Source organism: Roseateles sp. GW823-FHT07B05, from assembly GCF_058794515.1.
Window position 1 is genome coordinate 1 of the sequence record NZ_JBXAGX010000021.1, and the last position, 26,132, is coordinate 26,132.

The 26,132-nt window shown below is 64.9% G+C and carries 18 protein-coding genes; 12 read left to right on the forward strand and 6 right to left on the reverse strand.

The window, feature by feature from the left end; genetic code table 11:
* Positions 1-562: 562 nt before the first annotated feature.
* A complete protein-coding gene (locus tag AC1Q7O_RS25720) occupies positions 563-1,624 on the reverse strand; it encodes a TniQ family protein (RefSeq protein WP_492662010.1) in 1,062 nt (353 codons plus the stop codon).
* Positions 1,621-2,574, reverse strand: a complete 954-nt coding sequence (locus AC1Q7O_RS25725) for a hypothetical protein (protein WP_492662011.1) — start codon at positions 2,572-2,574, stop codon at positions 1,621-1,623. The genes AC1Q7O_RS25720 and AC1Q7O_RS25725 overlap by 4 nt, the downstream gene beginning before the upstream one ends.
* Before the next feature lie 243 nt (positions 2,575-2,817).
* On the opposite strand from AC1Q7O_RS25725, the gene AC1Q7O_RS25730 reads away from it, so the two are divergent.
* The 9 genes from AC1Q7O_RS25730 (at position 2,818) to AC1Q7O_RS25770 (ending at position 16,719) form a co-directional block, all read left to right on the forward strand.
* On the forward strand, positions 2,818-3,249 hold the full coding sequence (locus tag AC1Q7O_RS25730; RefSeq protein ID WP_492662012.1) for a helix-turn-helix domain-containing protein: 432 nt from the start codon (positions 2,818-2,820) through the stop codon (positions 3,247-3,249).
* A 273-nt stretch (positions 3,250-3,522) separates the two neighbouring features.
* Positions 3,523-4,518, forward strand: coding sequence for a hypothetical protein (locus AC1Q7O_RS25735; RefSeq protein ID WP_492662013.1), 996 nt, complete (start codon positions 3,523-3,525; stop codon positions 4,516-4,518).
* Positions 4,515-6,788 (forward strand): TnsB C-terminal domain-containing protein, encoded by a 2,274-nt coding sequence (locus tag AC1Q7O_RS25740; RefSeq protein WP_492662014.1) that lies wholly within the window; start codon positions 4,515-4,517, stop codon positions 6,786-6,788. The genes AC1Q7O_RS25735 and AC1Q7O_RS25740 overlap by 4 nt, the downstream gene beginning before the upstream one ends.
* A 22-nt stretch (positions 6,789-6,810) precedes the next feature.
* Complete coding sequence (locus AC1Q7O_RS25745) at positions 6,811-8,241, forward strand: AAA family ATPase (RefSeq protein ID WP_492662015.1); 1,431 nt, start codon at positions 6,811-6,813, stop codon at positions 8,239-8,241.
* A complete protein-coding gene (locus AC1Q7O_RS25750) occupies positions 8,241-9,662 on the forward strand; it encodes a TniQ family protein (protein ID WP_492662016.1) in 1,422 nt (473 codons plus the stop codon). Before AC1Q7O_RS25745 ends, AC1Q7O_RS25750 begins: the two co-directional genes overlap by 1 nt.
* Positions 9,659-11,773, forward strand: coding sequence for a type I restriction-modification system subunit M (locus AC1Q7O_RS25755; RefSeq protein ID WP_492662017.1), 2,115 nt, complete (start codon positions 9,659-9,661; stop codon positions 11,771-11,773). Before AC1Q7O_RS25750 ends, AC1Q7O_RS25755 begins: the two co-directional genes overlap by 4 nt.
* A complete protein-coding gene (locus tag AC1Q7O_RS25760) occupies positions 11,770-13,041 on the forward strand; it encodes a restriction endonuclease subunit S (RefSeq protein ID WP_492662018.1) in 1,272 nt (423 codons plus the stop codon). The genes AC1Q7O_RS25755 and AC1Q7O_RS25760 overlap by 4 nt, the downstream gene beginning before the upstream one ends.
* Positions 13,042-13,082: 41 nt before the next feature.
* Positions 13,083-16,343 (forward strand): type I restriction endonuclease subunit R, encoded by a 3,261-nt coding sequence (locus AC1Q7O_RS25765; RefSeq protein ID WP_492662019.1) that lies wholly within the window; start codon positions 13,083-13,085, stop codon positions 16,341-16,343.
* Between the two features lie 145 nt (positions 16,344-16,488).
* Positions 16,489-16,719, forward strand: a complete 231-nt coding sequence (locus AC1Q7O_RS25770; protein ID WP_492662020.1) for an antitoxin VbhA family protein — start codon at positions 16,489-16,491, stop codon at positions 16,717-16,719.
* A gap of 350 nt (positions 16,720-17,069) precedes the next feature.
* Here AC1Q7O_RS25770 and AC1Q7O_RS25775 read toward each other — a convergent pair whose 3' ends face one another.
* On the reverse strand, positions 17,070-17,948 hold the full coding sequence (locus AC1Q7O_RS25775) for an FRG domain-containing protein (RefSeq protein WP_492662021.1): 879 nt from the start codon (positions 17,946-17,948) through the stop codon (positions 17,070-17,072).
* A 342-nt stretch (positions 17,949-18,290) separates the two neighbouring features.
* Here AC1Q7O_RS25775 and AC1Q7O_RS25780 point away from each other — a divergent pair, with 342 nt between their 5' ends.
* Together AC1Q7O_RS25780 and AC1Q7O_RS25785 are read left to right on the forward strand one after the other, a co-directional pair.
* Positions 18,291-18,746 (forward strand): OsmC family protein, encoded by a 456-nt coding sequence (locus tag AC1Q7O_RS25780; RefSeq protein ID WP_492662022.1) that lies wholly within the window; start codon positions 18,291-18,293, stop codon positions 18,744-18,746.
* A 114-nt stretch (positions 18,747-18,860) separates the two neighbouring features.
* Positions 18,861-19,787 carry a PEP-CTERM sorting domain-containing protein gene (locus tag AC1Q7O_RS25785; RefSeq protein WP_492662023.1) on the forward strand — a complete coding sequence of 309 codons (927 nt, stop codon included), beginning with the start codon at positions 18,861-18,863 and terminating at the stop codon, positions 19,785-19,787.
* Between the two features lie 25 nt (positions 19,788-19,812).
* Here the strand turns inward: AC1Q7O_RS25785 and AC1Q7O_RS25790 are convergent, their stop codons facing one another.
* The gene (locus tag AC1Q7O_RS25790; RefSeq protein WP_492662767.1) at positions 19,813-21,132 is read right to left on the reverse strand and encodes an MFS transporter; all 1,320 of its coding nucleotides are present in this window, start codon (positions 21,130-21,132) and stop codon (positions 19,813-19,815) included.
* A gap of 157 nt (positions 21,133-21,289) precedes the next feature.
* The gene (locus AC1Q7O_RS25795) at positions 21,290-22,561 is read right to left on the reverse strand and encodes a Glu/Leu/Phe/Val family dehydrogenase (RefSeq protein ID WP_492662025.1); all 1,272 of its coding nucleotides are present in this window, start codon (positions 22,559-22,561) and stop codon (positions 21,290-21,292) included.
* A gap of 183 nt (positions 22,562-22,744) precedes the next feature.
* Here AC1Q7O_RS25795 and AC1Q7O_RS25800 point away from each other — a divergent pair, with 183 nt between their 5' ends.
* Entirely contained in the window at positions 22,745-24,736 is a 1,992-nt protein-coding gene (locus tag AC1Q7O_RS25800) for a monovalent cation:proton antiporter family protein (protein WP_492662026.1), read from the forward strand.
* Here AC1Q7O_RS25800 and AC1Q7O_RS25805 read toward each other — a convergent pair.
* Entirely contained in the window at positions 24,725-26,062 is a 1,338-nt protein-coding gene (locus tag AC1Q7O_RS25805; RefSeq protein WP_492662027.1) for a DUF6585 family protein, read from the reverse strand. The genes AC1Q7O_RS25800 and AC1Q7O_RS25805 overlap by 12 nt on opposite strands.
* Positions 26,063-26,132: the final 70 nt, after the last annotated feature.

A 26,132-nucleotide genomic window follows, 5' to 3' on the forward strand; every position in this document is an offset into this window, starting at 1 on the left:
GGGCGAGAACTTGTTCGACTTGCTCATGGCTCAATCCTCTCAGAGTGTTGAGCCTCCTCGAAACCCGGGGCGGTTCAGCCAACCCTCGAGGGGAGATCACTCGAACCAAGACTCACACTACTTGGAGGCACGACAGTGAGCCGACGTTCACCTTTGCCCGAGGGATATACATCGACAGCGAAATTGGCAGTAAGAGGATCGCGCTATCTCTTGTTGACGAGAACGTTGAAGTCGGCATCTCGGTTGTTGAGCCAAAGGATCCTGGCTACGTCGAGCTACAGGGCCTTCTTCTTCGGGCTCAGGTTGAGGATTTCGCGTTTAGTCGCGCTGGCGCCAACCGTTTTGTCAGAGCGCTTCGTGCGGCGGCCCCTTAACCCTTTGCTCCAGCGGACGGCTTCGCCGTCCGCTGAGCGCCAACGTTGAACGGCCGCTTCCGGGCGTTGAGATCGGCAAGTCGAAGGACCGCACCCGCTGCACAGCTGCCGACCGATACGGACCTGCTTAGGTTGCCGAACTGGCTGCCCAGCACCGCCGTACTGCGCAGCTCGCCGTGTAGCGGCTTCTACGCCCGTTGTTTCCCCTCTGCATAAGCGTGTACTAGAGCGTGTGAGGAGCCAGGAGCATCGATGCCTTGGGGCAGAAGCCGACGCAACGCATTCTCAAAGTCCAAGGCGGTTGCGTGCTCCCTGCGGCAAGCCGTCCGAACTGACTCACCTGCGAGAACGGCTTTCAATACCCTGAGCCCCACTGCATCTCTGATTACATCGGCGCCGTCGGTAGTCTGCCCCACACAGGTCGCCAGTGCCTCTTGCGGACACTCCCAGAGTAAGGCCATCGCAAGTAGGTACGAGGCCGTGCGATACGTCGCGCTACGAGCCCGGAAGACGCCGTCCAACGTGTCAGCTCGCGATCCGGGCAGAGTGTCTGTAAACCCGCGGAAATGCCTCGAAAGCCAAGTTGCGGGTACATGATCCCTGACGACCTCGCTAAGACGGCGCCCTTTTCGCTGATCACGCACCCTGATGCCCGCATCAGCAGCTCGGCGTGCAAGCGCGTCAGCCATCTGGCGTGGGTGTGTAGCGCCAGAGTTTGTCAGAGCTACCTTGGTAAGGGTCTCGAACCGCCGGAGTACCGAATTGCCAGTAACGGGCCTGGTGCTTGGTAGCTTGGATCGAAGCGTCGCGAACGTGAGCGGGGTCCGCATGACAGGTCGTGGCAGTTCGACTAACTCGATCTGATGAGCATTGCAAAGCTCGACCCCAGGAAGCTGGTGATCGCGCCGCCAGTACCCACAGCCCCAGAGTTCTATGTCATCCCTGAGGCAGAGCTCGCAACACCTGGCAAGGCTGGGCGCCGTTCCGAGAATGTGGAAGTAGGGGTTGGTGTTGAGATCAGCCTGCAGATGAGTTGGTGTCCCTGCGTACGTGGCGCTGACGAACCTGGCATACGCGATGCAGCTGTGACCATAGACGACGGACATTGCGTCGAATCCCGTCGCGCTCATCAGCCGGCCAAATCGATGGCCACCTGCGCCGCTTTCGACCTTGCCACTGGACGTCGCCAGGCGGCTAAGGTATCCGCCAATGAACTCGTTGGGCAGCAACGAAGGTATGGACGCGCTCATGCTGATCCCTTCCGACGCAACCGCGTCTGCCAAATCCGCTCGACTTCGTAGCTGTCGGCGACTGCTGGATACCGCCCCAAGGCCATGTTGTGCCACGCCCAGCACCAAGCAGGTTCGTCAACCGGTTTGCCGACGAATCTCGCAGCCGGGAGGGCGTCTCCGGATCTATAGGGGCTCAGAGCGAACCGGACCGTATCTGCCGATCTGGGGCCGAGAAATTCCATCGTCAGGCGCATGCAGGAAGCTGGCGTGCTCAGGGACCGGCGATTTAGTCGCCGACGCAACTCCATCTGCCAGCGGAGCCAGTTAACTGCCTCTGCGCGTTCAGCAACGGGGAAGCACGGTTGGTTAGGCTGTCCAGTGTTCAGCTTGAGACATCGATCCAGGATGTTTAAGTGACGGGTGGTGGAGGCCGCCGCATCCGACCTCGAGATGCCCCACAGCCTTTCGAAGGCATACAAAAGCGGCAGCACGAGCAGCAGGGCCGCGAACGCCGCCTCTAGATCGGGGTCATCACATCCAGCCAGACGCTCGTCGCGAGCCAGCGCAAACAGCATGAGGGCATCCCAGAAGGGCATGCTTGCCAGCCCTAGCCACTCCACGAGCGGCGGGCAAAAGCGAAGCTGCTCGGCACTTGCCGTGAGCAAGGCTCGGAAGGCTCGCCGCCAGGCGTCCCCCATCGAAGCACGAAGCCTTCGGACACTGCGTGGTGACAGCCCGGGACTGCGCAGGTACTGCCATACCGGATGCAGCACATCAAAGCTCGCCGTGCGGGCCTTGCTCGCAATGCGGGTCACGAAATCGCGCCGCGGGATCCGGCCCTGATCGAACAAGTACCACTTCGACAAGTGGCCCGAATTGGCGGCGTCCCTCCACACCGATTCAGGATCCAACGTCAGCGCGAGGCTGTAGAGCGTCTTGCAGCCGGTGACCTGCAGCAAATCAGCCACCCAAGTTGAGCCTCGGTATGTGTCGACTTCCGAGATGAGCACGACGGGAAACGAGAGTTTGGCCAGACTCTAGGTGGCGCAGCGCGCGCTCTTCATAGGAGAAGTACCTGAGACATAGGAACAGCTGCGCATGACGGGAAACGACGCTGCGGCCACGCCATGACTGTGTTCCGCCGATTTGCGTGCCGACCTAGCATCTGGGCCATCAGAACTTGTCGCAGAGAGTTCAAGATGGAGTGCAGCGTGAGCGCGTCGCCACGTCAGTTTCCGCAGGCGCTGCGTGCCGTTCGGACACGTCGCGGCCTACTTCAAAAAGCGGTCGCGCTCGACCTGGGCATCGACGCTGCTGTGTTGTGCGCTACCGAGAAAGGCGCGCGAGGCCCACTGAGCGACGACAGGTTGGACCTACTCGCACAGCGACTGTCGCTGACCGACGAAGAGCTTCACCGGCTGCGATGGGCCGCCCGGCATGACCGTCTGGTCAGCCAGGTGGAGGGTTCCGGCGCCTCTCGCGAAGAAGCCCTGCTGGTATCCAAGACGCTCACTGCTTGGAATCACATGGAAGGTACGCAGCGGGATGGTTGGCTGACGCATGTGGCTCGGCTGGCCGACAGCGCTGTGATGCTGCGCACGGCCCTTTCGCCGCTTCCTATCGCGGAGGACGCCATGACGTAGCAAAAAGAACGGCGGGCCAAGGCCCGCCGGGAAGGTTCTGGCTAGACAACCAAAACGTGTGTAAATCCATTTTCTAGCCAAGCCCTCCCCAGGTCAACGGGACAGGAACCCACGCCTACCCATCGGTCCACCGAACTTGGCATCGCGTTGTCAATTGATTGACAGCCGCGAGGCTGGTGGCCGAGCGGTCGCGCGCTGATCTTGTCTCCGCCTTCATCGGCAAGCACTGCGTGCTGCCGGGCCTCGCCGCAGGCCGTGAACGTGGACGGACCCATGCTTGGATCTCTTAAAGAGCGCTTCTGCGAGGCACCACACCTTGACGGTGGCTACTGCGCACCGTACCTATATCTCCTCAAAGAGGACGATGAACGGCCCGCCAAGGCCGCCTCGATCCAAAGCAAGCGAAAGCTGGCGCAGGTCCAGCGCGCCATCAACGATGGACGAGGTCAAGGCCGCGGCGATCAATACCAGCCGTGGATACGGATCACCCGACGATTCTCGAGTCCGGTTAGCCACATGGTGTTTGCAGCGCTCACGGTGCACTCACGCAACCACCACTTCCTTAGCAAGCTGGAGCACCACACCGCACTCCTGATGTCGTACTTGGGTGCAACCGAGATACGAGAGTGCCTGCCGATGTGGCCAACGCCCCATGCACACCCCTGGCGCGAAGATGGCAGTGACGTCCCAGGCTTGATCGAAATCGCCGACACGGCCGGCATCGATCACGGCACCTTCATCGGAACGACCGTCCCCTACATCGGCTCGCTGGATATGCTTTTTCAGGTTCCCGACAGAGGGCGTGTCACCTACCTCGGCGTGAGCTGCAAACCCGACCAGGTTCACTCGGGCAGCCACCGAGCACAGGAGCGCGTGGAGCTGGACCGGCTGTACTGTCTGGCGGTGGGGGCGAAGCACGTGCGTGAAGGTGGTGCCGGCTTCAACGACGTACTGATCAAGAACCTGCTTGCATATCGTCCCCTTCGCTCGGAGCTGGTCAGGTTCAGAGAGCAATCGAGCCTCACCGACTACTGCGGCGAGTTTGAACGCCTCAGCGGGTCGATGCCCTTGCATGCAGCGATCACCGCGGCAGGTCGCCGTCTCAAACTTCCGGGCGGCATGGATGGCGTTTTCTGGCGCATCGGAGTTTGGCTGCACCGCATCGATATCGATCTCTCTCGACTGGTCAGCATGCGGCAACCAGCTCAGCGCGGCGGCGATCGGGTCCTTGCCGCGGTACGGCAGCGATATCTGGGTGACGCGGCATGAGTACCGCGTGGGTAGGCAAGGCTCTGGTCAGGATGAAGCCCGGCGGCGCGCCCGTTGTTGAAGGCCGCGTGATCTGCATCAGCCTGGCGGATGACCTGGTCTGCTGGATTCCCATGCCTCGCATCAAGAAAAGTGGGCAGATCGACAACTATGTGCCGGCGCCGAAGATGCGGTCGGCCAAAGAGTTGGCCGAGTTACTCGCAACCGGCAGCGGCCTGCAACTGCTTGACTTCAAGACACCAGCGCATTGGCTATGGACTGATGCTCAGCTCCAGCAGCAACTGGGGGACGGCAGTGGAGCGCGACGGCGGTACCAGTTGCCCAAATGGCTCTCTAGGGAGCAGCGCGCCTACGAGCTGATCGAGCCGCTTGTGCAAGGAAAGACGTTGGAACAGATCGTCTTTGACCCTGGCTTGCCGACGCTGATTCGGCGGCGATCAGAGGCGCTCGCCGTATCTGCCGTGGCAGTCCGCCGTGCGTTGAACGCCTACCTGCTCGGCATGGGCAACCGCCGCGCCTTGCTCCCGTGGTACGGGCGCTGCGGCGGCCCGGGGCGTCAACGGTTCAGCAAGGCCGAAACCGGGCGCCCTTCTGTCGGAGCGATCCGGGGTGGGGTCAAGCGCCCGTTCGCCAGCGTGCCGCCAGAGATACGCACGGCCCTCAAAAGAGGTTGGCAGAAATTCAAGAAGCCCGGCGTTTCTACTAAGCGTGCGCTGGCCGAGACGCTGTGCTTCTACTTGGCTGATTCAGTTCAATGGGACGGACCCCAGTCCAACGTGGCGCTCGGAGCGGCCGCGCTGGCGGTGACGCCCGCCATGTTTCGCTACTGGGGGACGCGTGAACCGGGATCCTTGCGGGCTAGCGAAATCGAGCGCGGTGAGACGGCAAGCAAGCGCGAATACCTCCGACGGATAGGACGCATGCGCGGCCGATTCCAGACTGCCAACGGCGTCGCCTTCATCGACAGCACATCGACCGACCAGACGTTGGTCTCTGCTGCTTCGCCCGTCAAGCTGCTCCGTGCGCCGTGGCGGACTGAAGTGCTGGGCGGCTGTGTCGACTACATCTTCGGGATCCATGTTGGGTTCGAGGCTCCCAGCGCTACGACCGCCTTGCTCGCCATCTTGAGCGCGGCTACGGACAAGGTCGCCTTCTGCGCACGCTTTGGGCATCACATCGAGCCGCGGGATTGGTATGCGTCCGCCTTCAGCTCGTTCCTCATGGACAACGGTGAGGGCAAAGGCTCGCTAGCGCTATGCCAAATCGAACAGATGGAATCGTCAGCGAGCTTTGGCGCCGTGTACGACGCGATCAACAAGGCACCGAGCGAGTCCGGTCATCACAAGCGACAAAAGGCGATCGATCACACCTTGCCCGGATCGACGCTTGGCCGCAGGAAACGTCGCGGCGAACCAGACCGGAGCCAGTTCGCTCGGCTGCGTTTTGATGACTACATGCATCTGTTGATTGGCGAGATCCTGCATCACAACAACGTCGCGTATGTGGATCCATTGAAGATCGAGATGTACGAAGGCCTCACCGAGCGAACGCGGCGCGGGGTGTTGGAGTGGCTGATGGCTCATCACTACGTATCTTCTGCCGCGGTGGACGTTGACCTGCTGAAGGCCAGGTGCTTGCCTCGCCTGAAGGCAGTCATGCATGGCGACGGGCTGCACCTGTTCAATCCGTCTCGGCGCGATGAGGCGTTGATACCGGATCTGGTCTATCGCAGCAGCTGGCTCCTGACCAGCGGCCGCCTCGAACAGGCGCGCAGGCGCTCCTGGCGTCTCGAAGCTCACCTGGACCCCTCGGACATCAGCAAGGTATGGGTGAACATCGATGGCTTGCAGCGGTTGGATCTTTGCTCCAACGACCCGGATCTGGAGAAGCTCTGTTTGCTTGACTGGCTGGTGATCTGCGCTGACAACCGCCTCGCTGGATATCTATCCCGGGTGCAAGACACACAACACAGGGTCAACAAGGCAGCATCAACACGAAACGCCGTCAAACAGGGTGACGCCCGACTCCGTGAGGAGATCAAGCGGCTGGATCGAAAACCCACGAAGACCGAGCTGAAGGCCGGACGTAATGTCAACACGGCGATCGAAGCGGCCGCCATGACTGGGTTGCCGCGACCGCTACCCATCGCTGCAGAAGCCGACGTGCAAGCAAGGGTGGCAGCTGCCGTTGCTACTCCGTCATCAGTGGCCGCTGCTGACCCTGTCGATGCGCTTGTTGAACTGGCGGCCGCTCTGTATGAAGAGCCCTGATGAGCTGGCTACCCCACCCGCGGTGACGCTGCCCAACCCGTTGCTCGACGCTGAGGGTCTTCGCTCTCTGCGCACCTGGATCACCAACCGGGAGGCATTGGTCCAAGGGCTGCGGTATCAACCGTTCGAGGGGACGGACGTGACGGCCGTTCCAGTCGCTGAAAAGCTGCTCGCTTTACCCAGACTGCGCCATGCCTTCGTACCGTCGCCAGACGCCGTGCTGGTCGCTGAGCGCATGTTGCACCTCATCTACTTCGAGCTGGAACGCCGCAACCCGATGGCGCCTCAGAACCAGCGGTGGGTGAACATGACGTCGCAGTGGCTTGGTGGCAGCGTCGAACGCATCCCCTGGCAGCCCGTGCAGGCGCAAGGCATGGTGATCGAAGGTCTGACCGGTATCGGAAAGTCGCATGTCGTCGAGCGCGCGCTGAGCCTGCTGCCACAAGTCGTCGAGCACTTCCCTCAAGGGCAGTGGGGCATGCAGTACCTCAAGCATCTGGTGTGGCTGAGGGTGCCTATGCCCGCTGACCACTCTCGCCTGGGCTTCTTGGCGGGCCTTCTGCGCGGAATGGACGAAGCGCTTGGCACTTCCTACGCCATCAAACATGCCGGACCCAATGCCCGAGTCGAAAGGCTCATCGTTGTCGTCATGCATCTCCTGGTCCAGCATCGCTGCGGGATGCTTGTCATCGAGGAGGCGCAAGAACAAAACTTGGCAGCCTTCTCGCGGGTGTTCCTCAACTTCTTCCTGCGGATCCTGAACTGGGGAATACCGGTCGTGCTGGTCGGAAACCCGCTGGCCTTTGACCTGATCAAAACCCACGCACAGGACACGGACCGGTTCTCAGAAGGTGGTTGGCTGACGCTGAATCCGCCCCTTGGCCCAAACACCGCGGTGTGGCAACGAATCTGGATTCCCGGTATCTGGGGGGCGACCCTTCTCGCGGGCGGGCAGGAGGAGTTTGAACCGCTTCCTGCGTACCCGGCGATCGCCGATTGGCCCGCCTTTCTTTGGCAGCTTACCGGTGGCTTGCCGCGGCAGCTGTGCCGACTTCGCATGGAGGTTCTCGAAGCAGCACTTCGGCGGAATCGGGTGTCGGTCAACAGTCGTTTCGTCGAAGAGGTGTTCCGGTGTTCACCTTGCTTCGCCATGGTCCGTGATCGAAATGCCGCGCTTGCGAATCGCGATCTCAAGGCGCTGATGCAGTTTCAGGATCTGCCGGTTGCACAACTCAGCCGCTACTGGGCCGCGGCCAGTGTGCGGGAAGCACCAGACCCGCAGGTGGTGCCCCCAGCGGCACCACCGCTGGCCGGGACAGCTCAAGGCATGTCCAGAAAGGACCGCGCCAAACCAGACGAAAAAGCCCGGCTATGCCGTGACCTTCAGGAAGCTACTGAGGGACAGGCCGCCAAGCCGCCTCGGCGCTCCAGCACCACACGCGGAGCGGGTTGATGTTGACTGAGAAGCTTGCCATCGTGCCGAGCTGGCTGGGAGATGAGACCTTGTACTCTTGGGCGGCACGCATGCACCGCCAGAGCGGGACCACAGTCAGGCAAACCAGCGCGCTGCTTTTCGGCGCTACCCACGCGTACCGCGAGTGCTGCGCCCCCGCGGGGCTGCATCACTTCGTAGCGGTGACCGGCGAGTGCCTGGGTGATCTGCGCACGGTACTCCTCCAACGCACCGCACTGACGGCGTACTTCCCGTTTCTGTCCGATGCCCTGCGCACGAGCTTCACTGAAAGAGCTTCGGGAGCAGCGAATGTCGCGTGGACCTCGCAGTTCGGCATGAGGGCATCTGGCTTGGCGGTTGATGGATTGCGTTGGTGTCAGCGATGCGTCGAGCAGGACCGAGCGCGCTGGGGCGAAGCGCGCTGGCGACTTCCACATCAGCTGCCCGGCGTCTATGTCTGCATTGACCATGACGAACTGCTGTGCGAGCACGATCCGGCCCGGGCTGCCTGGCATCTGCCCCCTGCAGACGGCATCGCTGCTATTGCAAGCCGGCGAGAGGCTGGTGAGATGCGGGCTCTCAGAACGGTCGCGACTCTTGCGAACAGCTTGGTGGGTGGCGTGCAGGTCGACCGACGAGCCATGACGGCGGCTTTGATGGCCGCATTGCGAAGCCAGAGTGTCATTCCTGCGACCAAAGCGGTCACCGTGGGCCGATTGCGCGCATGGTTTGCTTCGACGCCGGTAGCTCACGCCGTCCAAGGTCTGCCCGGTATGGAGACCCTCGTCGATGGGGCATGGGTACACGGCCTGATTCACGGCACTCGCGTCGCTCATCCGGTCAAGTGGTTGCTTCTTTGGGCGGCCGTCTTTGCGGATCTTGGCGACAACGTGGCAGTACGCCTTATGCATGATCCCGAGCAAGCCACGGTGTGGGACCCCACCGGTCAGGGCTTGCTATGGCCGGAAGCGAATGCGAACGTCGACCCGCGGCTGAAGGCGGCCATGGAAACCCACCACTCGGCGCGGGCAGTGGCCAAGGCCCTCGGGGTGTCAATGACCGCCGTACGGCGATATCTTCGCGACGCGGGTGAGCAGGGGCAGCAAGAGCGTGCGGCTAGCAGGAAGCAAGCGAGATTGAAGGTGGCCATCCAGGAGATCGAGGCCTTCATGCAGACCAATCCGACCTGCACCCGTTCTGATGTTCGAAAGTTATGCAAGACGCAGGTAAGCTGGCTGCGGCGCTGCGCACCTGATGCGCTCATGGGGCTACTCGAGAGACTGCCGGCGGCAACAGGGCGCCCCGCGGGCTGTACGAGCAGTCCAGCAAGTCAGCACGCTGATCAGGTCACCGTCAGCGCAGGCGGTTGCACAGAAGCAGCCGGGGCGAACCTCACCGCTCCACTACGATTCCGCGCATGAATCGTGACCAGCTCAAAAAACTAGAAGCCGACCTCTGGGCCGCAGCCGACAAGCTCCGCGCCAACTCCGACCTCAAGGCCAGCGAGTACAGCACGCCGGTGCTGGGTCTCATCTTCCTGAAGTTCGCCGACAACAAGTACCGTCAGCACGAGGCGGCCATCGACCAGGAATATCAGAAGCTCAAGGGCACCCGCCGGGAGCGCAGCGAGCAGGACATCGCCATCGAGAAATGCGGCTTCTACCTGAAGCCCCAGGCCCGCTACGACTATCTGCTGAACCTGCCCGAGAAGGAAAACATCGCCAAAGCCATCCGCGCCGCGATGGCCAGCATTGAGAACACCAAGCCGGAGCTGCTGGGTGTGCTGCCGCAGGAGGAGTACGACCGCTTCACCCGAAGCCCCAAGAACCAGCACATCCCCAAGGATCTGCTGAAGCTGTTCTCCGACATCCCGGTCGATGCCTCGGGCGATGTGTTCGGCCAGATCTACGAGTACTTCCTCGCCAACTTCGCGCTCAGCGAGGGCCAGGGCGGCGGCGAGTTCTTCACGCCGCGCTCCGTCGTCAAGCTGATGACCGAGATCATCGAGCCCCATGGCGGCAAGGTGTTCGACCCCGCCTGCGGCTCGGGCGGCATGTTCGTGCAGTCGGCCGACTTCATCCACCAACACCAGGCCGACAAGGCGGCCGACCTGGACGTGTTCGTCTGCGGCACCGAGAAGACGCTCGAGACGGTCAAGCTCGCCAAGATGAACCTCGCCGTGAACAACTTGCGCGGCGACATCAAGCAGGCCAACGCCTACTACGAAGACCCCTTCAACGCCTTCGGCGCCTTCGACTACGTGATGGCCAACCCGCCTTTCAACGTGGACGACGTGACGCTGGACGCCGTGGAGAAGGACCGCCGCTTCAACACCTACGGCGTGCCGCGCAACAAGACCAAGGCCAAAGCGGCGGGCGGCAAAGACGGCAAGGAAAAAGCCGTCGAGACCGTGCCCAACGGCAACTACCTCTGGATCAACCTCTTTGCCACATCGCTGAAGCCCGGCGGCCGAGCCGCGCTGGTGATGGCCAACTCGGCCAGCGATGCGCGCCACTCCGAGGCCGACATCCGCCGCACGCTCATCGAGCAGAACCTGATCTACGGCATGCTCACGCTGCCGTCCAACCTGTTCTACACCGTCACGCTGCCGGCCACGCTGTGGTTCTTCGACAAGGGCAAAACGGACGACAAGGTGCTGTTCATCGACGCCCGGAACATCTTCACGCAGATGGACCGCGCCCACCGCGAGCTGAGCGACGCGCAGATCCAAAACATCGCCCTCATCCCCCGCCTGCACAAGGGCCGCCGCCAGGAGTTCGTGGACCAGGTGGACCGCTACCTGCACCAAGGCATGGCGCAGCTCAAGGAAGCCGCCGAGCACTTGCCCGCCCTGAGCGAACGCCTGCTGGACGTGCTGGCCGAGGAAGCGGCCGATGCCCAAACCAGCCAGGCCGCGCGCGACGCCATCGCCGCGCTGCAAGCCCAGTGGGGCCAGCTCACCGCGCTGGCGCAGGCCCAAGACCAGCACGAACGCACCCGCGGCCAGAAGCACAGCGTGGAGGACCGCAACCAAGCCCAGCACCTGCTGCGCGACCAGTTCACACCCTTCTTCACCGGCCTGCACGCGGCGGTGAAGGCGCTGGACAAGGCCATCCGCGAAATGGACAAGCGCAAGGCCGAGGCCGCCAAAGCAGACGGCAAGCGCGCCACCGCCAACCGCCAGACCAAGGGCGTGAAAGCGGCGGTGCAGGCCCTTCATGACGAACTGAAGGCCGCCGAGCTGTACTACCAGCATGTGAGCTGGCTGCAGGAGCGCTTCCCCCAGGCCGCCTACGAAGACGTCACCGGCCTGTGCAAGCTGGCCAGCCGCGAGGAGATTGCCGAGCAGGATTGGTCGCTGAACCCGGGGCGGTATGTGGGCGTGGTGATTGAGGAGGATGGCTGCAGTGAGGCCGACTTCCTGGCGAGCCTTGCAGAGCAAGCCGTTGAACTTGAACGGCTGAACCAAGACGCTGACGTTCTGGCAAAAGCTATCGCCGAGAACCTGACGCAGTTGCTGGAGGCGGCTTGAGCAATTGGCCCATTGTTCGCCTTGAAACCCTGGCCACGTTTAAGAACGGCCTGAACTTCCCCGGCACCAGTTGGGGCAGGGGCACCAAGATCATCGGCGTCTCGGACTTCGGCAGTCGCATGTTCCCGGACTACGAGACGCTCGACGAGGTGGATCCGCGAGGGGTTGTGCGTGACGTAGATCTGCTGGCTGAGAACGACATCCTGTTCGTCAGATCAAACGGCAACAGAGAACTGATCGGGCGCAGCTTGCTAATCACGGGGCTCCGCGAGCCCGTGTCGCACTCAGGCTTCACGATTCGCCTCCGCTTCCGAGAGGGGGCGCCAATCAGTCCGAGGTTTTATGCGTACCTGTTCAAGTCCGATCTCATTCGCAAGACCCTCAGCGGCTCTGGCGGCGGGACCAACATCAACAACCTCAACCAGGGACTGCTGGGTCAATTAGAAGTACCCGTTCCGCCATTGGATGAACAAGAAGGCATTGCGGCGTTCCTAGCGTGCTATGACGACCTGATCGCCAATAACCAGCGCCGCATCGCCTTGCTGGAGTCCACGGCCGAAGAGATCTACCGCGAGTGGTTTGTGCGGATGCGGTTTCCTGGCGCCGCAAACGGCGTAAGCCGGGTGAATCCACCCGACGGCTGGACATACGTCGAACTGCCCAAACTGGCTTCGATCACGTATGGCTTCACCTTCGCCGGTGATCGGTTCTCTGAGCTGGAGGTGGGCAAGAAGATCATCCGCATCCGTGACGTCCTTGCAGGCGACTCTAAGACCTACACGGATGAGATTGCTGATGACAAGTACGTCGTGCGAGCCGGCGATCTCCTCATCGGCATGGATGGCGAATTCCACATGAATCATTGGATCGCTGAGGACGCCTATCTCGTTCAACGGACCTGCCGCGTCGCTGCGAAGCAGGAGCGGCTGCGCGCGTATGCGGCCCATGCCCTGAGAGCGCCCATATCGCACTATCAGCAGACGATTGTTGGCGCGACAGTCGGCCACCTTGGAGCCAAGCATCTCAACGCGATCAGGCTGCTGGTCCCGCCGGATTCATTGAACCCTCAACTGGAGCTATTGAACCAATTCCTGGACCAGCGGCTGGTTCTGGCGAAACAGAATCTCCTACTTGCCAAGAGTCGTGATGCGCTTTTGCCCCGCCTGATCTCCGGCAAACTCCGCGTCGACGCGCTAGACATCCAGTTCCCGCCCAGCATGCAGCCGCCGCCCGCAGAGGCCGCGCCGCGTGAGGCGATAGCCCGTTAGCAGGTCTTCTTCTCCACAACCGGCAACACCAGGGAGGTGCCGTGGCCGCCGCGAAGAATTTCATCAGCGAGGACGATATCGAGCAGGCCCTGCTGCAGCGGCTGCAGCACCTGTGCGGCTTCGATGCACTGAACTGCTTCACGGCCCAGCCCGATGACCTGAACGACGGCTCCGGCCGCGCCGACAAGCGCGAGGTCATCCTGGCCGACCGCGTGCGCGCGGCGCTGGAGCGGCTGAACCCGCAGGCCCCGGCCCACGCGGTGGACCAGGCCCTGGCCCAACTGGTGCAGCCTCGCACGGCGATGAGCCTGGTGGCGGCCAACCGGGAGATGGATGCCCTGATCCGCGACGGCGTGCCGGTGACTTACAAGCCGGACGCCGGGCCGCAGGCGGGGCAGACGGTGACCGAGCGGCTGAAGGTCATCGACTTCGACGCGCACGACCCGCGCACCGGCCGCAACCACTACCTGGCGGTGAGCCAGCTCTGGGTGCGCGGCGAGCATGGCTACCGCCGGCCCGACGTGCTGCTGTACGTGAACGGCCTGCCGCTGGTGTTCATCGAGCTGAAGAACAGCAACGTGAAGCTCCGTGCGGCCTTTGACGACAACCTGACCACCTACAAGGCCGAGATCCCGCAGCTCTTCACCGCCAACGCGCTGTGCCTGCTGAGCAATGGCATCGAGACGCGGCTGGGCAGCATCACCGCGCAGTGGGAGCACTTCTTCACCTGGCTGCGGGTGGATGACGAGAAGGAGAAGCTGGACCGTCCGGCCATCGCCGCCCAGGCCCTGAGCGTGGAGCGGGTGGTGCTGGGCCTGCTGACGCCCGAGCGGCTGCTGGATTACGTGGAGAACTTCTGCGTGTTCTACCGCGAGACGCAGAAGGTCATCGCGCAGAACCACCAGTTCATCGGCGTGAACAACGCCTTCGAGCAGTTCAGGCGCCGGCGCGAGTTGGGTGGCAAGCTGGGCGTGTTCTGGCACACCCAGGGCTCCGGCAAGAGCTTTTCGATGGTGTTCTACACCCGCAAGATCTTCCGCAAGCTGACTGGCAACTTCACGTTCGTGGTGGTGACCGACCGGGACGACCTGGACGGGCAGATTTACCGAAACTTCCTGCACACCGGCGTGGTAGCGCCCAAGGACGATGTGCGGCCCAAGGGCAGCGCGCAACTGCGCGAGATGCTGGGCAAGAACAAGCGCGTGGTGTTCACGCTGATCCAGAAGTTCCGCTTCGAGAAGGGCAAGGACTATCCACTGCTGTCCGACCGGGACGACATCGTCGTCATCGTGGACGAGGCGCACCGTACCCAGTACGCCGGCCTGGCCGAGAACATGCGCGCCGGCCTGCCGAACGCGAACTTCCTGGCCTTCACCGGCACGCCGCTGCTGGGCCAGGAGCGCAAGACCAATGCCTGGTTCGGCGACTACGTGTCGGAGTACAACTTCCAGCAGAGCGTGGAAGACGGCGCCACGGTGCCACTGTTCTACGAAAAGCGCGTGCCGGAGGTGCTGATCCAGAACGACGACCTGAGCGAGGAGTTCGCCGCGATCCTGGAAGACGAGAACCTGGACGGCGAGGCGCAGGAGAAGCTGGAGAAGCGCTTCGCGCAGGAGATGGAGGTCGTCAAGCGCGAGGACCGGCTGGACACCATCGCTCGCGACATCGTCTACCACTTCCCCCGCCGGGGCTACCTGGGCAAGGGCATCGTCATCTCGGTGGACAAGTTCACCGCCGTGACGATGTTCGACAAGGTGCAGGCGCTGTGGAAGGCCGAGATCAAGACACTGAACGGCCGCATCGCCTCCACGACCAACGACGTGGAGCGCCAGCGCCTGAAGCAGCTCAAGGCCTGGATGAGCGCCGTGCAGATGGCCGTGATCGTCAGCGAGGAAGCGGGCGAGGAAGAGAAGTTCGCCAAGAAGGGCCTCGACATCAAGCCGCACCGCCAGCGCATGAACGCGCTGGACGAGCACGGCCACGACATCGAGTTCAACTTCAAGGACCCGGAACACCCGCTGCAACTGGTGTTCGTCTGCGCGATGTGGCTGACGGGCTTTGACGCGCCGACGGTGAGCACGCTGTACCTGGACAAGCCCATGCAAGGCCACACGCTGATGCAGACCATCGCGCGGGCCAATCGGGTGAGTGGCCACAAGATCCTTGGCGTCGAGAAGCGCCACGGCGAGATCGTGGACTACTACAACGTCTTCCGCCGCATGAAGAAGGCCTTGCGCGACTACGCCGCCGGCCCCGAGGATGACGAGCTGCCGGTGCGGGACAAGAGCCATTTGTTCACGCTGCTGGACGAGGCCATCGAGCAAGGCCTGTCCTACTGCCAGAGCCAGGGCGTGCCGCTTCATGAGGCGCTAGACCGCGGCGACGTGTTCACCAAGCTGGGCCAGTTCAACGGCTTTGCCGACACGCTGCTGGCCAGCGACGAGCAGCGCAAGTCCTTCAACGTCTACGAGAACACGATTTCCTCGCTGTACGAGGCCTGCAAGCCCGAGGTGCTGGGCCGCAAGCTCGGCCGTGTGGTGTCGGCCTTCCAGTACCTGCGCGGCGTGATGGACAGCATCGTCGAGCAGGCCGACATCGGAAGCGCCGTGCAGCGCATCGAGGCGCTGCTGGACGCCAGCGTGGTGGTGGACAAGGCCGAGGCCTTCTCGGCCAAGGAGTTCGAGGCGCAGTACAAGGTCGTGCAGCGCGGCAAGCCCTGGAACCTGAGCACAGTCAACGTCGAGAAGCTGCGCGAGGAGTTCAAGCAGGCGCCGTTCAAGAACATCCAGATTGCTGATCTGCAAGCCTTCCTGCAGCGCAAGCTGGCCGAGATGCTGGCGCAGAACAGCACCCGGACCGACTTCATCCAGCGGCTGCAGAAGGTGATCGACGCCTACAACTCCGGCGCCACGTCCACCGAGAACTACTACGACGAGCTGACCGCCTACGCCCAGGAGCTGAAGGAAGAAGCCGAGCGGCACATCCGCGAGGGGCTGACCGAGGATGAGCTGGAACTGTTCGACCTGCTGAAGAAGGAGTCACTGACGCAGAACGAGACCCAGCGCGTGAAGCTGGCGGCCAAGCATCTGCTGAAGCGCCTGGTGGAGGAGCAGCCCAAGGTGCTGATCCAGAACTGGCACCAAAGCGCACAGACGCAGAAGCAGGTGAGGGCAGAGATCGAGCGCGTGCTGGACGCAGACCTGCCGGACAGCTACGACCGCACGACGTTCAAGCAGAAGTGCGACAACGTGTACGACCTGGCGGTGGAGTACGCGATGCGAGGCAAGAAATGGGCTGCCTGACGTACTCGGCGCCCGCTTGCATGCGCCGCTGTGTGGTGCGTTGGCTCATGGGGAGCGACAAGGGCGCTTACCTGGACAGCATCTTCGGCACACCGTTCGCCCGTGCCAGGCAACTGACTATGGGCCACTCCGGAAAGGCGACTCCATGAGAGACGTTGAGAAGATCAGGCGCCGCTTCCTTCACGAGCAGGCCCTTGCCAGCACACGGATAGAAGGACATTGTCCCAGCGCTGAGTTCCTCAGCGACTGTGAGGCGGTTATCGAAGGCGTCATGACTCGCGATCAGGCCCGTGCAGCCAGCCTAGAGAGGGCTTTGCAGAAGGATCGATCTGCGGCGGCTCTGGGACAACCGACGTCTGGTGCGCGTGAAGACTGACGCGGCGGACTTCTAGTGGAGAGATTGGTGCGAACACGTTTGAAGACTTTGTCCACAGCAGGCTCTCGCGACAAAACTTCGATGGCGCCATCAAGAAGGCGGCCTAAGAAGCTCAACGGTTGGGCATTCGTGGTCCAAGCCCACCACCAGCGTCGGATCTCACTGCGTCCGAGCGGCCGCGTGCAAGCGACGGCGGCGGCCCGCCTCATCCGGTCCTTCCACTTAACAAAGTGCCCTTCAAGCCGGCAGCAACCCAGCACTCCCTAATGTTAAGGCGGTTGCTGACGGTAAGGCATGTCACGTCAAGCCACACTACTGGACGGGCTGCTGACGGCAATCTCATTAGTGCCCTAAGGTTGAACCCGCTGAATTGAGCCGAGCAGCTTATGAGTAGGCGTGACGCCAGACAAAAGTTCTCGGTACCCGTAGTCGTAATAAGCGGGTGGGAACAAACAATGAGTTGTGAGCGTTGTAGCGTCTCCCAGCCAATCGAGTGCGGCTTCCAGACGAACCCGAATGGTTCCCACATGAAGCGGTAAGTTGTCGCCAACAGGATTGCCGGCTTTGCTCAGTCGCCGAACCAGCAGGCCGTGCTGCGCGTGAGGGCGCACAAAATGGGATGGCGCGGCGACCCGGAGATCTATCGTTTCCGACCGCTCGTCCCGGAATCTTCCTGGAAGACCTGGCATAGGGGACGAATGTGCGGACGCCAGGAGCATCACATATGCGTACTCCTGCTTAGTGCGAGGATCCGGAATGCGCTTTTCAAAGTGCAAATACTCTTCCGGCCAGCCTACGGACTTTGCTCGATGGCAAGCGAACCACAACGCGATCCAGATGTTATCTACGACGTCTATCCAGGTCGTTTTGATTCCGTAGTGCTGCAAAAGCGGCTCACGGCAGTCGGGAGCAACAGCTTTCAGCGCCGATTGATTTGCCTCAATGTCGTTGAGCAGCTCTCGGAGTTGCGTCAACCGGCGTACCGTCGGTGGGCCTTCCTTCACACTACGAAGCAGCGTTGGGGATAGCGTCTTGTGGAGTCGCGTTTGCCCTCTGAAGAAGACTCCTTGGCCCGTGGACTTGGCGAGGTTGTACTTGAGGTAGCCCGCCGCTTGTATGAGCGCATGCGAGGACGGCGCATCAAACACCTCGAGGCCAGATTCACTGTCAATTACATGCTTGCCGTGCTCGTGGGTCAGCTTTGACAGGGGATATTTGGCGGTCGTCATAACTTCATGCTGCCACGGCTTTGTCCGATCAGAACCCGGTGCCGACCCTACGCGGCGGCTGAGAACCATCGCAACAGCAAGGGCGCCAAGGCTGTGCTGACCGAGGAAGCTCCTCTGCGTACCAATGCGGCCCCCGACGCGACGGCAGCTTCGCGCCGTTGCTGGTGCCAAGCACGAACGCCGCACACGCGCTTTGACGCCGTCTGACGAGTGCAGGTGCAGCGCATGGAGTTCGACACTTTGACTACTGCATTCGGCGGAGCTCGAAGGCCGGGTTCGATACATTGGCCTCCATTTCGACACTTTGTAATCAACCACCTCCTCTCAAATCCGGAGAACCCCATGGACCACCCCAGCGTCACCCTGACCCAGCGTCAGGGCTACGAGTTCGAACACCGCTACGGCCCGGACATCCCGGTGCTGCTGTCCGACGAACCCGCGCCGCTGGGCACGGGCACCGGGCCTGACCCTATCGAGCTGCTGGCCTCGTCCGTCGGCAACTGCCTCAGCGCGTCGCTGTGGTTCGCCTGCCAGAAGTACAAGGACGACCCGTCGCCGCTGCGCACCGAGGTGAAGGCGACCGTCGGCAAGAACGAGCGCGGGCGCGTGCGCGTGCTGGGCCTGGCCGTGGACCTGCACCTGGGCAAGCCCGCCGCCGAGCTGGGCCACCTGCAGCGCGTGCGGGACACCTTCGAGGACTACTGCACCGTCACGCAGAGCGTGGCGTCGGCCATCCCGGTCACGCTGCGCGTGCTGGACAGCACCGGCGCCGAGATCGCCGTGACCGGCAAGGCCTGACCCCCGCTGTTCGAGACTTCCGTCACCTGCCAGCCTCCCGGCCCCCCGGTCTCGGTGGCCCGGCAACGGCCGTGGCCTGCATAGACTGCGCCCACTTCAATCTAGGGGGGTGACATGCTGAAGGGTTTCTTGGGCGCGCTGGCGGTTCTGGCCGCGCTGCCGCAGGCCGCCAGTGCCGGTGCGCTGACGCTGAACAACACGTACACGCTGGGGGCCACCCTGTCGGCCTCGTCCAGCAACTACCACCCCCAGGGCATGGGCTTCGACGAAGCCGCCAACGAGCTGATCTTTGCGCAGCAAGGCGGCAACAGCATCGTGCGCACCAACCTGGCGGGCACCGTGCTCGGCACGCGCACGATCGGCACCATTCCCTACACCGCGAGCTTTACGGCGGGCACGGCGAACCACGTGGTGTCCGTGGCGGCCGATGCCGGCAACTACTACTTCAGCGACTACACGGCCAACGGCAACGGCCGCGACCTCTACAAGCTGGGCAAGACCACCGGCGCCGCGACCGTGGTGGGCAACGAGACGGCGGCCTACGGGGGCACGCCCATCGATGTCCGCGCCGGCCAGCTCTACCGCACCGAGGCGACGACGGGCTACTCCAACAGCACGCTGCACAACATCCGCGTGTCGTCGCTCGCGGCGCCGGACACCATCACCAAGACGCTGACGCTCACCGGCGCCGGCATCGCCGACTTCGCGGTCGACACCAGCCACAACTCCATCTGGGTGCTGGACTACCTGGCCTCCGCGTCCATCCGCCGCTTTGACCTCGGCACCGGCGCGCTGCTGGAGACCTTTGGCCTGGGCCTGGAAGGCCTGGACGCCGGCCTGACCTATGGCAACGGCCAGCTCTTCTATTACGACTGGCGCAGTGGCGGCGGCAGCAGCCTGAAGGTGTTCGACATCAGCGGGATTGCCAGCACGACCTCCACGGCGCTGCCGGAGCCTGGCGTGCTGGCGCTGCTGTCGACCGCGCTGTTCGCGATGGCCGCAGCGGGCCGCCGCCGCAAGCCGGGCGCCCCGGGCCGCTGAGCCGGCGCCGCCGGGCGGGGCGTCGTCAGGCGCCGGCCTGGCGCGGCGGGAACACCGCCGGGTACTGGCGGCGGTACCAGTCGGCCACGTCGGCGTGGCCCAGCGACAGGAATTCCCGGAAGCGCGGCACCCGCAGGAACCCCAGCACGCTCACCGCCATCAGCAGGCCCCAGGCGGTGTAGACCGCCGACACGTTCCAGCGCGCCAGCGCCATGCCCACGAGGGCCGGGCCCAGCGCACCGGCAACCTGGGTCGTCATGGAGCCGGCGGCGATCAGGCGTACCCGGTAGTCGCGCGGGATGGCCAGCGCGCGGTGCGTGGCGCCCACCAAACTCATGGCCGCATTGCAGAAGCCCGCCAGCGCCAGCCCGGCCAGCAGCAGCCCCGGCGACGCGGCCCAGCCCACGCCGGCCAGTGCCAGCCCTTCCAGCACGCCCAGCCCCACGCGCACGCGAAAGCGCCCCAGGCGCTGCACCAGCCGCTCGGCGCCGAAGGCGCTGCCCACCAGCACGCCGGCCGACAGCGCGCCCAGCGAGAGGCCCAGCCACGGGCCGGGCAGGCCCAGCGCGTGCACCTTGAGCGGGATCAGCAGGCCCACGGCCGGGCCCTGGAACAGCCAGACGACGAAGTTCACCGCCGTCCAGCCGCGCTCCATCGGCACCTGCCACTTGGCGGCCAGTCCGGCCCGCAGCTCGCCCCACCAGCGCGCCAGCCCGCCGCGTCGCGGCGCCGGCGCCGTTGCCCGCGGCAGGCGCGACGTGGCCAGCGTGGCGGCGGCCAGCAGCCCGCCGTAGCCGCACAGCGCCGCCGTGACGCCCGCGCCGCCCAGCGCCGCGCCGGCCAGCAGCGGCCCGGCGATGCCGCCGGCGGCCAGCGCTGTCTTGCGCAGCCGCAGCGCCGCCGGCAGCTGCGCGGGCGCGACGAGCTCGGCCAGCAGCGCGTCGCGCGGTGGCCCGGCGAACGACGTCGCGGCCACCTGCACGACGGCCAGCGCCGCCAGCACGGCCACGTGGAAGACGCCGGCGAACGACAGCCCCGCGAGCAGGGCCGCCACCACGGTCAGTGCAGCCAGGCCCCGCGTGATCTGCCGGCCCTTGCACAGCCGGTCGCCGAATGGCGACAGGGCCGGGGCGATGACGAAGGCCGCGATGGCCACCGTCACGCTGAAGGCCGCGATGGCCGCCGCGCCGCCGTGGCTGGTGATCCACCACGGCAGGATGACCGCCGCCCCCAGCTCGGCCAGCAGCGCCAGCACGTCGGTCAGCAGCAGCGCGCGCAGCGCCGGGTGGGCGTTCAGCGCGTCACGGGCGTCGGCGGGCAGCAGGTGGCGCGCGAGGTGGCTCATGGGGGCGCGCAGCGTAGCAGCCGCGGCGCCATGAAGAACGGCGGCCTGCAGGCCGCCGTGGTTGTTTCGGGCCGAGAGCCGGGCCGCTCCCAAGCCATCCCCTCGGGGGATCGTCTAGTCGCGCCCGCGTGCAGCGGGGCGCGACTAGACGATGGGGTTACGGATACAGGCCGCGCTCCTCGCGCGCCTGCAGCACGCGCGTGCACGCCACCGTGAAGGCGGCGGTGCGCAGCGGGATCTTGTGCTGCTCGCCCGTTTCCCAGATGTGCTTGAACGCACCGATCATGATCTTGTCCAGGCGCACGTTGATCTCGTCCTCGGTCCAGAAGAAGGACGAGAAGTCCTGCACCCACTCGAAGTACGACACCGTCACGCCGCCGGCGTTGGCGATCACGTCGGGCACGACGACGATGCCGCGTTCGGCCAGCACGGCCTCGCCGTCGGGCGTGGTCGGGCCATTCGCGCCTTCCAGCACCAGGCGGGTGGTGATGCGCCTGGCGCGCTCGGCCGTGATCTGGCCTTCCAGCGCGGCCGGGATCAGCACGTCGCTCTTGACGTCCCAGAAGTCCTCGTTGGCGATCATGTCGCCGCCCTTGAAGCCGGCCACGCCGCGCGTCTTGGCCACGTGGTCCAGCAGGTTGGCCATGTCAAAGCCGTTGCTGTTGACCAGCGTGCCGGTGTGGTCCTGCACGGCGACGATCTTGGCGCCGTTGGCCGCGAACAGCTTGGCGGCGATGGAGCCGACGTTGCCGAAGCCCTGCACGGCGACGCGGGCGCCTTCCATGTCGATGTTCAGGCGGCGCATCGCCTCACGGCCCACGACGAACACGCCGCGGCCGGTGGCGGCCACGCGGCCCAGCGAACCGCCCAGCTCGATGGGCTTGCCCGTGACGACGCCGGTCGCCGTGGCGCCGGTGTTCATCGAGTACGTGTCCATCATCCAGGCCATGATCTTGCCGTTGGTGTTCACGTCCGGCGCCGGGATGTCCTGCTGCGGGCCGATGATGATGCCGATCTCGCTGGTGTACCGGCGCGTAACCTTCTCCAGCTCCTTCATGGACAGCAGCGCGGGGTCCAGCCGGATGCCGCCCTTGGCGCCGCCGTAGGGCAGGTTCACCGCGGCGTTCTTGATGGTCATCCAGGCCGACAGCGCCATCACTTCTTCCAGCGTGACGTCCGGGTGGTAGCGCACGCCGCCCTTGCCGGGGCCGCGCGTCAGGCTGTGCTGCACGCGGTAGCCCTCGTAGTGGGCGATGGTGCCGTTGTCCAGCTCGATGGGAATGTCCACGATCAGCGCGCGCTTGGGGCGGCGCAGCGTCTCGACCCAGCGGCCCAGGTGGCCCAGGTAGGGCTCCACGGCGTCGATCTGGGACAGATAAGTCCCCCACGGGCTGTTGCGCGTGGGCGAGACGAAGGACAGGTTGGGCATGAAACGCTCCGTAATTTTTGGTGGGGCGAACGGTAGCGCGAAGCCTGCCTTCGCGGCGCCGGCTTGTCTAGCCAAGTGGTCATGCGCTTATGCAAGGCACGCATGACGCCGGGCCGGGCGTGAGGGATTTCACTGCCGGCGGCGGCCGGAAGCGCCCCGCGGCCGCCCGCATACCATCCGTCGGTGACCTCCCTGGACCTCGCCCTTCTCTATCTTGTCGCCGCAGTGTTCGGCGTGGTTGTCTGCCGGTCGCTGAAGCTGCCGCCCATGCTGGGCTACCTGGTGGTGGGGGTGGTCATCGGCCCCAACGCGCTGGCGTTCGCGCAGGATTCGGCTGGCATTCAGTACCTGGCCGAGTTCGGCGTCGTGTTCCTGATGTTCGCCATCGGGCTGGAGTTCAACCTGCCCAAGCTGCGGGCGCTGAAGACGGCCGTGTTCGGGCTGGGCATGTCGCAGGTGGTGCTGACGATTGCCGGTGCCATGGTCGGCAACGTGCTGCTGATGACCGGGCTGACGCTGCTGGGGCGGGCCTGGGAGCTGCAATGGGAGGGCGCGCTGGTGCTGGGCGCGGCCATGGCCATGAGCTCCACCGCCATCGTCGTCAAGCTGATGGCCGAGCGGCTGGAGCTGGAGAGCCCGCACGGCAAGCTGGTCATGGGCGTGCTGCTGTTCCAGGACCTGGCCGTGGTGCCGCTGCTGGTGCTGATCCCGGCGCTGAACAGCAGCGGCGGCGAGATGGTGGAGGCGCTGGCCTGGGCCGCGCTGAAGGCCGTCGCGCTGCTGGGCCTGCTGCTGTTCGGCGGCCAGAAGCTGATGCGCTGGTGGCTGACGCTGGTGGCGCGCCGCAAGAGCGACGAGCTGTTCATGCTGAACCTGCTGCTGGTCACGCTGGGCCTGGCCTGGCTGACGGAGCACGCCGGGCTGAGCCTGGCGCTGGGCGCCTTCGTCGCCGGCATGCTGATCTCGGAGACCGAGTACCGCCACCAGGTGGAGACCGACATCCGGCCCTTCCACGACGTGCTGCTGGGCCTGTTCTTCATCACCATTGGCATGAAGCTGGACTGGCGGCCGCTGGTGGACAGCTGGTGGCTGGTCATCGCGCTGACGGCGCTGCCGGTGGTGGCCAAGTTCGCGCTCATCGCCGGGCTGGCGCGGCTGTTCCGCTCGCCGCCGGGCGTGGCGCTGCGCACGGGCCTGTACCTGGCGCAGGCCGGCGAGTTCGGCTTCGTGCTGCTGACACTGGGCGCTCAGCACCAGCTCATCGCGGCGCAGTGGGTCAGCCCGGTGCTGGCCAGCATGGTGCTGTCCATGCTCATCACGCCCATCCTCGTGATGTACAGCAACCGCATCGTCATGAAGCTGAGCAGCAGCGACTGGCTGATGCAGTCGGTGCAGCTGACGACCATCGCCAAGAAGTCCATCAAGCAGGAAGCCCACGTCATCATCTGCGGCTACGGCCGCTCGGGGCAAAACCTGGCACGGCTGCTGGAGGGCGAGCACATCCCCTACATGGCGCTGGACCTGGACCCTGACCGCGTGCGCCAGGCCGCCGCGGCGGGCCAGAGCGTCGTGTTCGGCGACGCGGCCAAGGTGCAGAGCCTGATGGCCGCGGGCCTGGCGCGGGCCAGCGCCGTCGTCGTCAGCTATCACGACACGCCGTCGGCGCTGAGGATCCTGGACCTGGTGCGCGCCCACGCGCCACGCGTGCCGGTGGTCGTGCGCACCATCGACGACGCCGACCTGGAGCGGCTCAAGGCCGCCGGCGCGACCGAGGTGGTGCCCGAGGCCATCGAGGGCTCGCTGATGCTGGCGTCGCATGCGCTGGCGCTGGTGGGCGTGCCGATGCGCCGCGTCATCCGCATCACGCGCGACGCACGCGATCGGCGCTACGGCCTGCTGCGCGGCTACTTCCACGGCGCCGATGACGACACCGTGGACGAGATCGAGCAGGCGCGGCTGTCGTCCGTCACGCTGCCCACGGCGTCGGCGCACGCCGGCCGGCCGTTGGACGACCTGGCGCTGCACGCCCTGGGCGTGGCCGTCGTGTCGCTGCGCCGCGCCGACGGCAAGGGCCAGTTCGTCGACGGCGCCACGCTGGCCGGCGGCGACACGCTGGTCATCAGCGGTACGCCGGCCGCGCTGGCGCTGGCGGAGCAGAAACTTCTAAGCGGCTGAGGCCAGCCCGCGCTGCTCGATCAGCTGGATCAGCACGTCCGGGTTGCGCACCTTGCCCAGCGCCACGTTGTCCCAGGCCAGCAGCTTGCCCTTGCGCTTGATCTTCAGCTTGCCGTCGGCGAAGTTGGCGCTGTCGATGTCGGCCCAGGGCAGCAGCTCGCCGGTCTCCAGCCGGCCCTTGACGAGGCCGTCGCGGTGCGCGCCCAGCGCGCCGAAGGCCACGCGGGCGCCGCTGGCGAGCTTGGCGAACAGCGGCGGCGCGACGCGGTGGTTCACCTCGTTGCGCAGCAGCTGGCCCAGCTCCTTGTAGCGGTCCACGCCGCCGGCGAACAGGCTGTTGCCGACCTTGGTCTTGCGCTCGCCGGCATGCAGCGTGTAGGTCACCGACACGCTGCCGCGGAAGTTGCGCTGCGCAATGCTCAGCGCGTCCACCTCGTCCCAGCGCAGCAGCGACTGCGAGCCGCTGCGGGACGCGCGGTCCAGCCCTTGCGGCGTGACGACGAAGGCCACGCGGTGGCGCCACAGCGCGAAGCCGGCCAGTGCCAGCAGCGCCAGCGCCCAGGCGAGCAGCGTGGTGTCCAGCTGCTGCGCGTCCACCCAGGTGCCGGCGGCGAAGAACACCAGCAGCGGCGCCCCCAGCAGCGCGACGCCGTAGGCCAGCAGCCAGCGCGACGCGCCCTGGAAGGGCGTGGCACCGCTCGTGGCCAGGTCGCGCAGCCAGCCCTGGTTGGCGTAGTCGGTGGCCAGCCACGCGGCCACCAGCGCCAGTGCCAGCACGCCGGCCGCGACGAAGCCCACGCCGTCGCCCTCGCTGTTGGGCGTGGCGCCCTCTTCCAGGCGCATCGTCGCCGTGGAGGTCATGTGGCTGTCGCTCTTGATGTTCTCGCGCACGCTGTCGGGCAGCGCGTTGATGACGCCCTCGCGCGGCTGCTGGCGCAGGTACAGCGCATCGTTGTTCATCGCGGCGCTGGCGCCCTCGCGGGTCTTGAAGTCCTGCGGCAGGCGCAGCCACAGCTTCACCTCGGCCGGCTGGCCCTGCGCGGCGCGCTCGAAGGTCTCGCGCGAGCCCAGGCCCACGGTCACGTGCGCGTGGTCGCCGCGCTTGCGGCTGTGCGAGTACTCCACCACCCACGTCGGCAGCAGCCAGGCGTCGATGATGCGCACCTTCTGGCCGTCGGCGGGCATCTTGCCCGCCTCGATGTCGGCCATGGTCACGTCGCGCATCACGCGCAGCGTCGGGTCGGCGTCCATGATGCTGATGCCGAACAACAGCGCCGCCAGCGCCAGGCCGGCGGCAATCACTTTCATCCAGATGTATTGCTTCATCGGTTCTCCCTCGCCGTCCCCGCGACGGCGGGCGCGAGTGTGCATCAGCCGTGGCTGCGCCTCAGGCGAC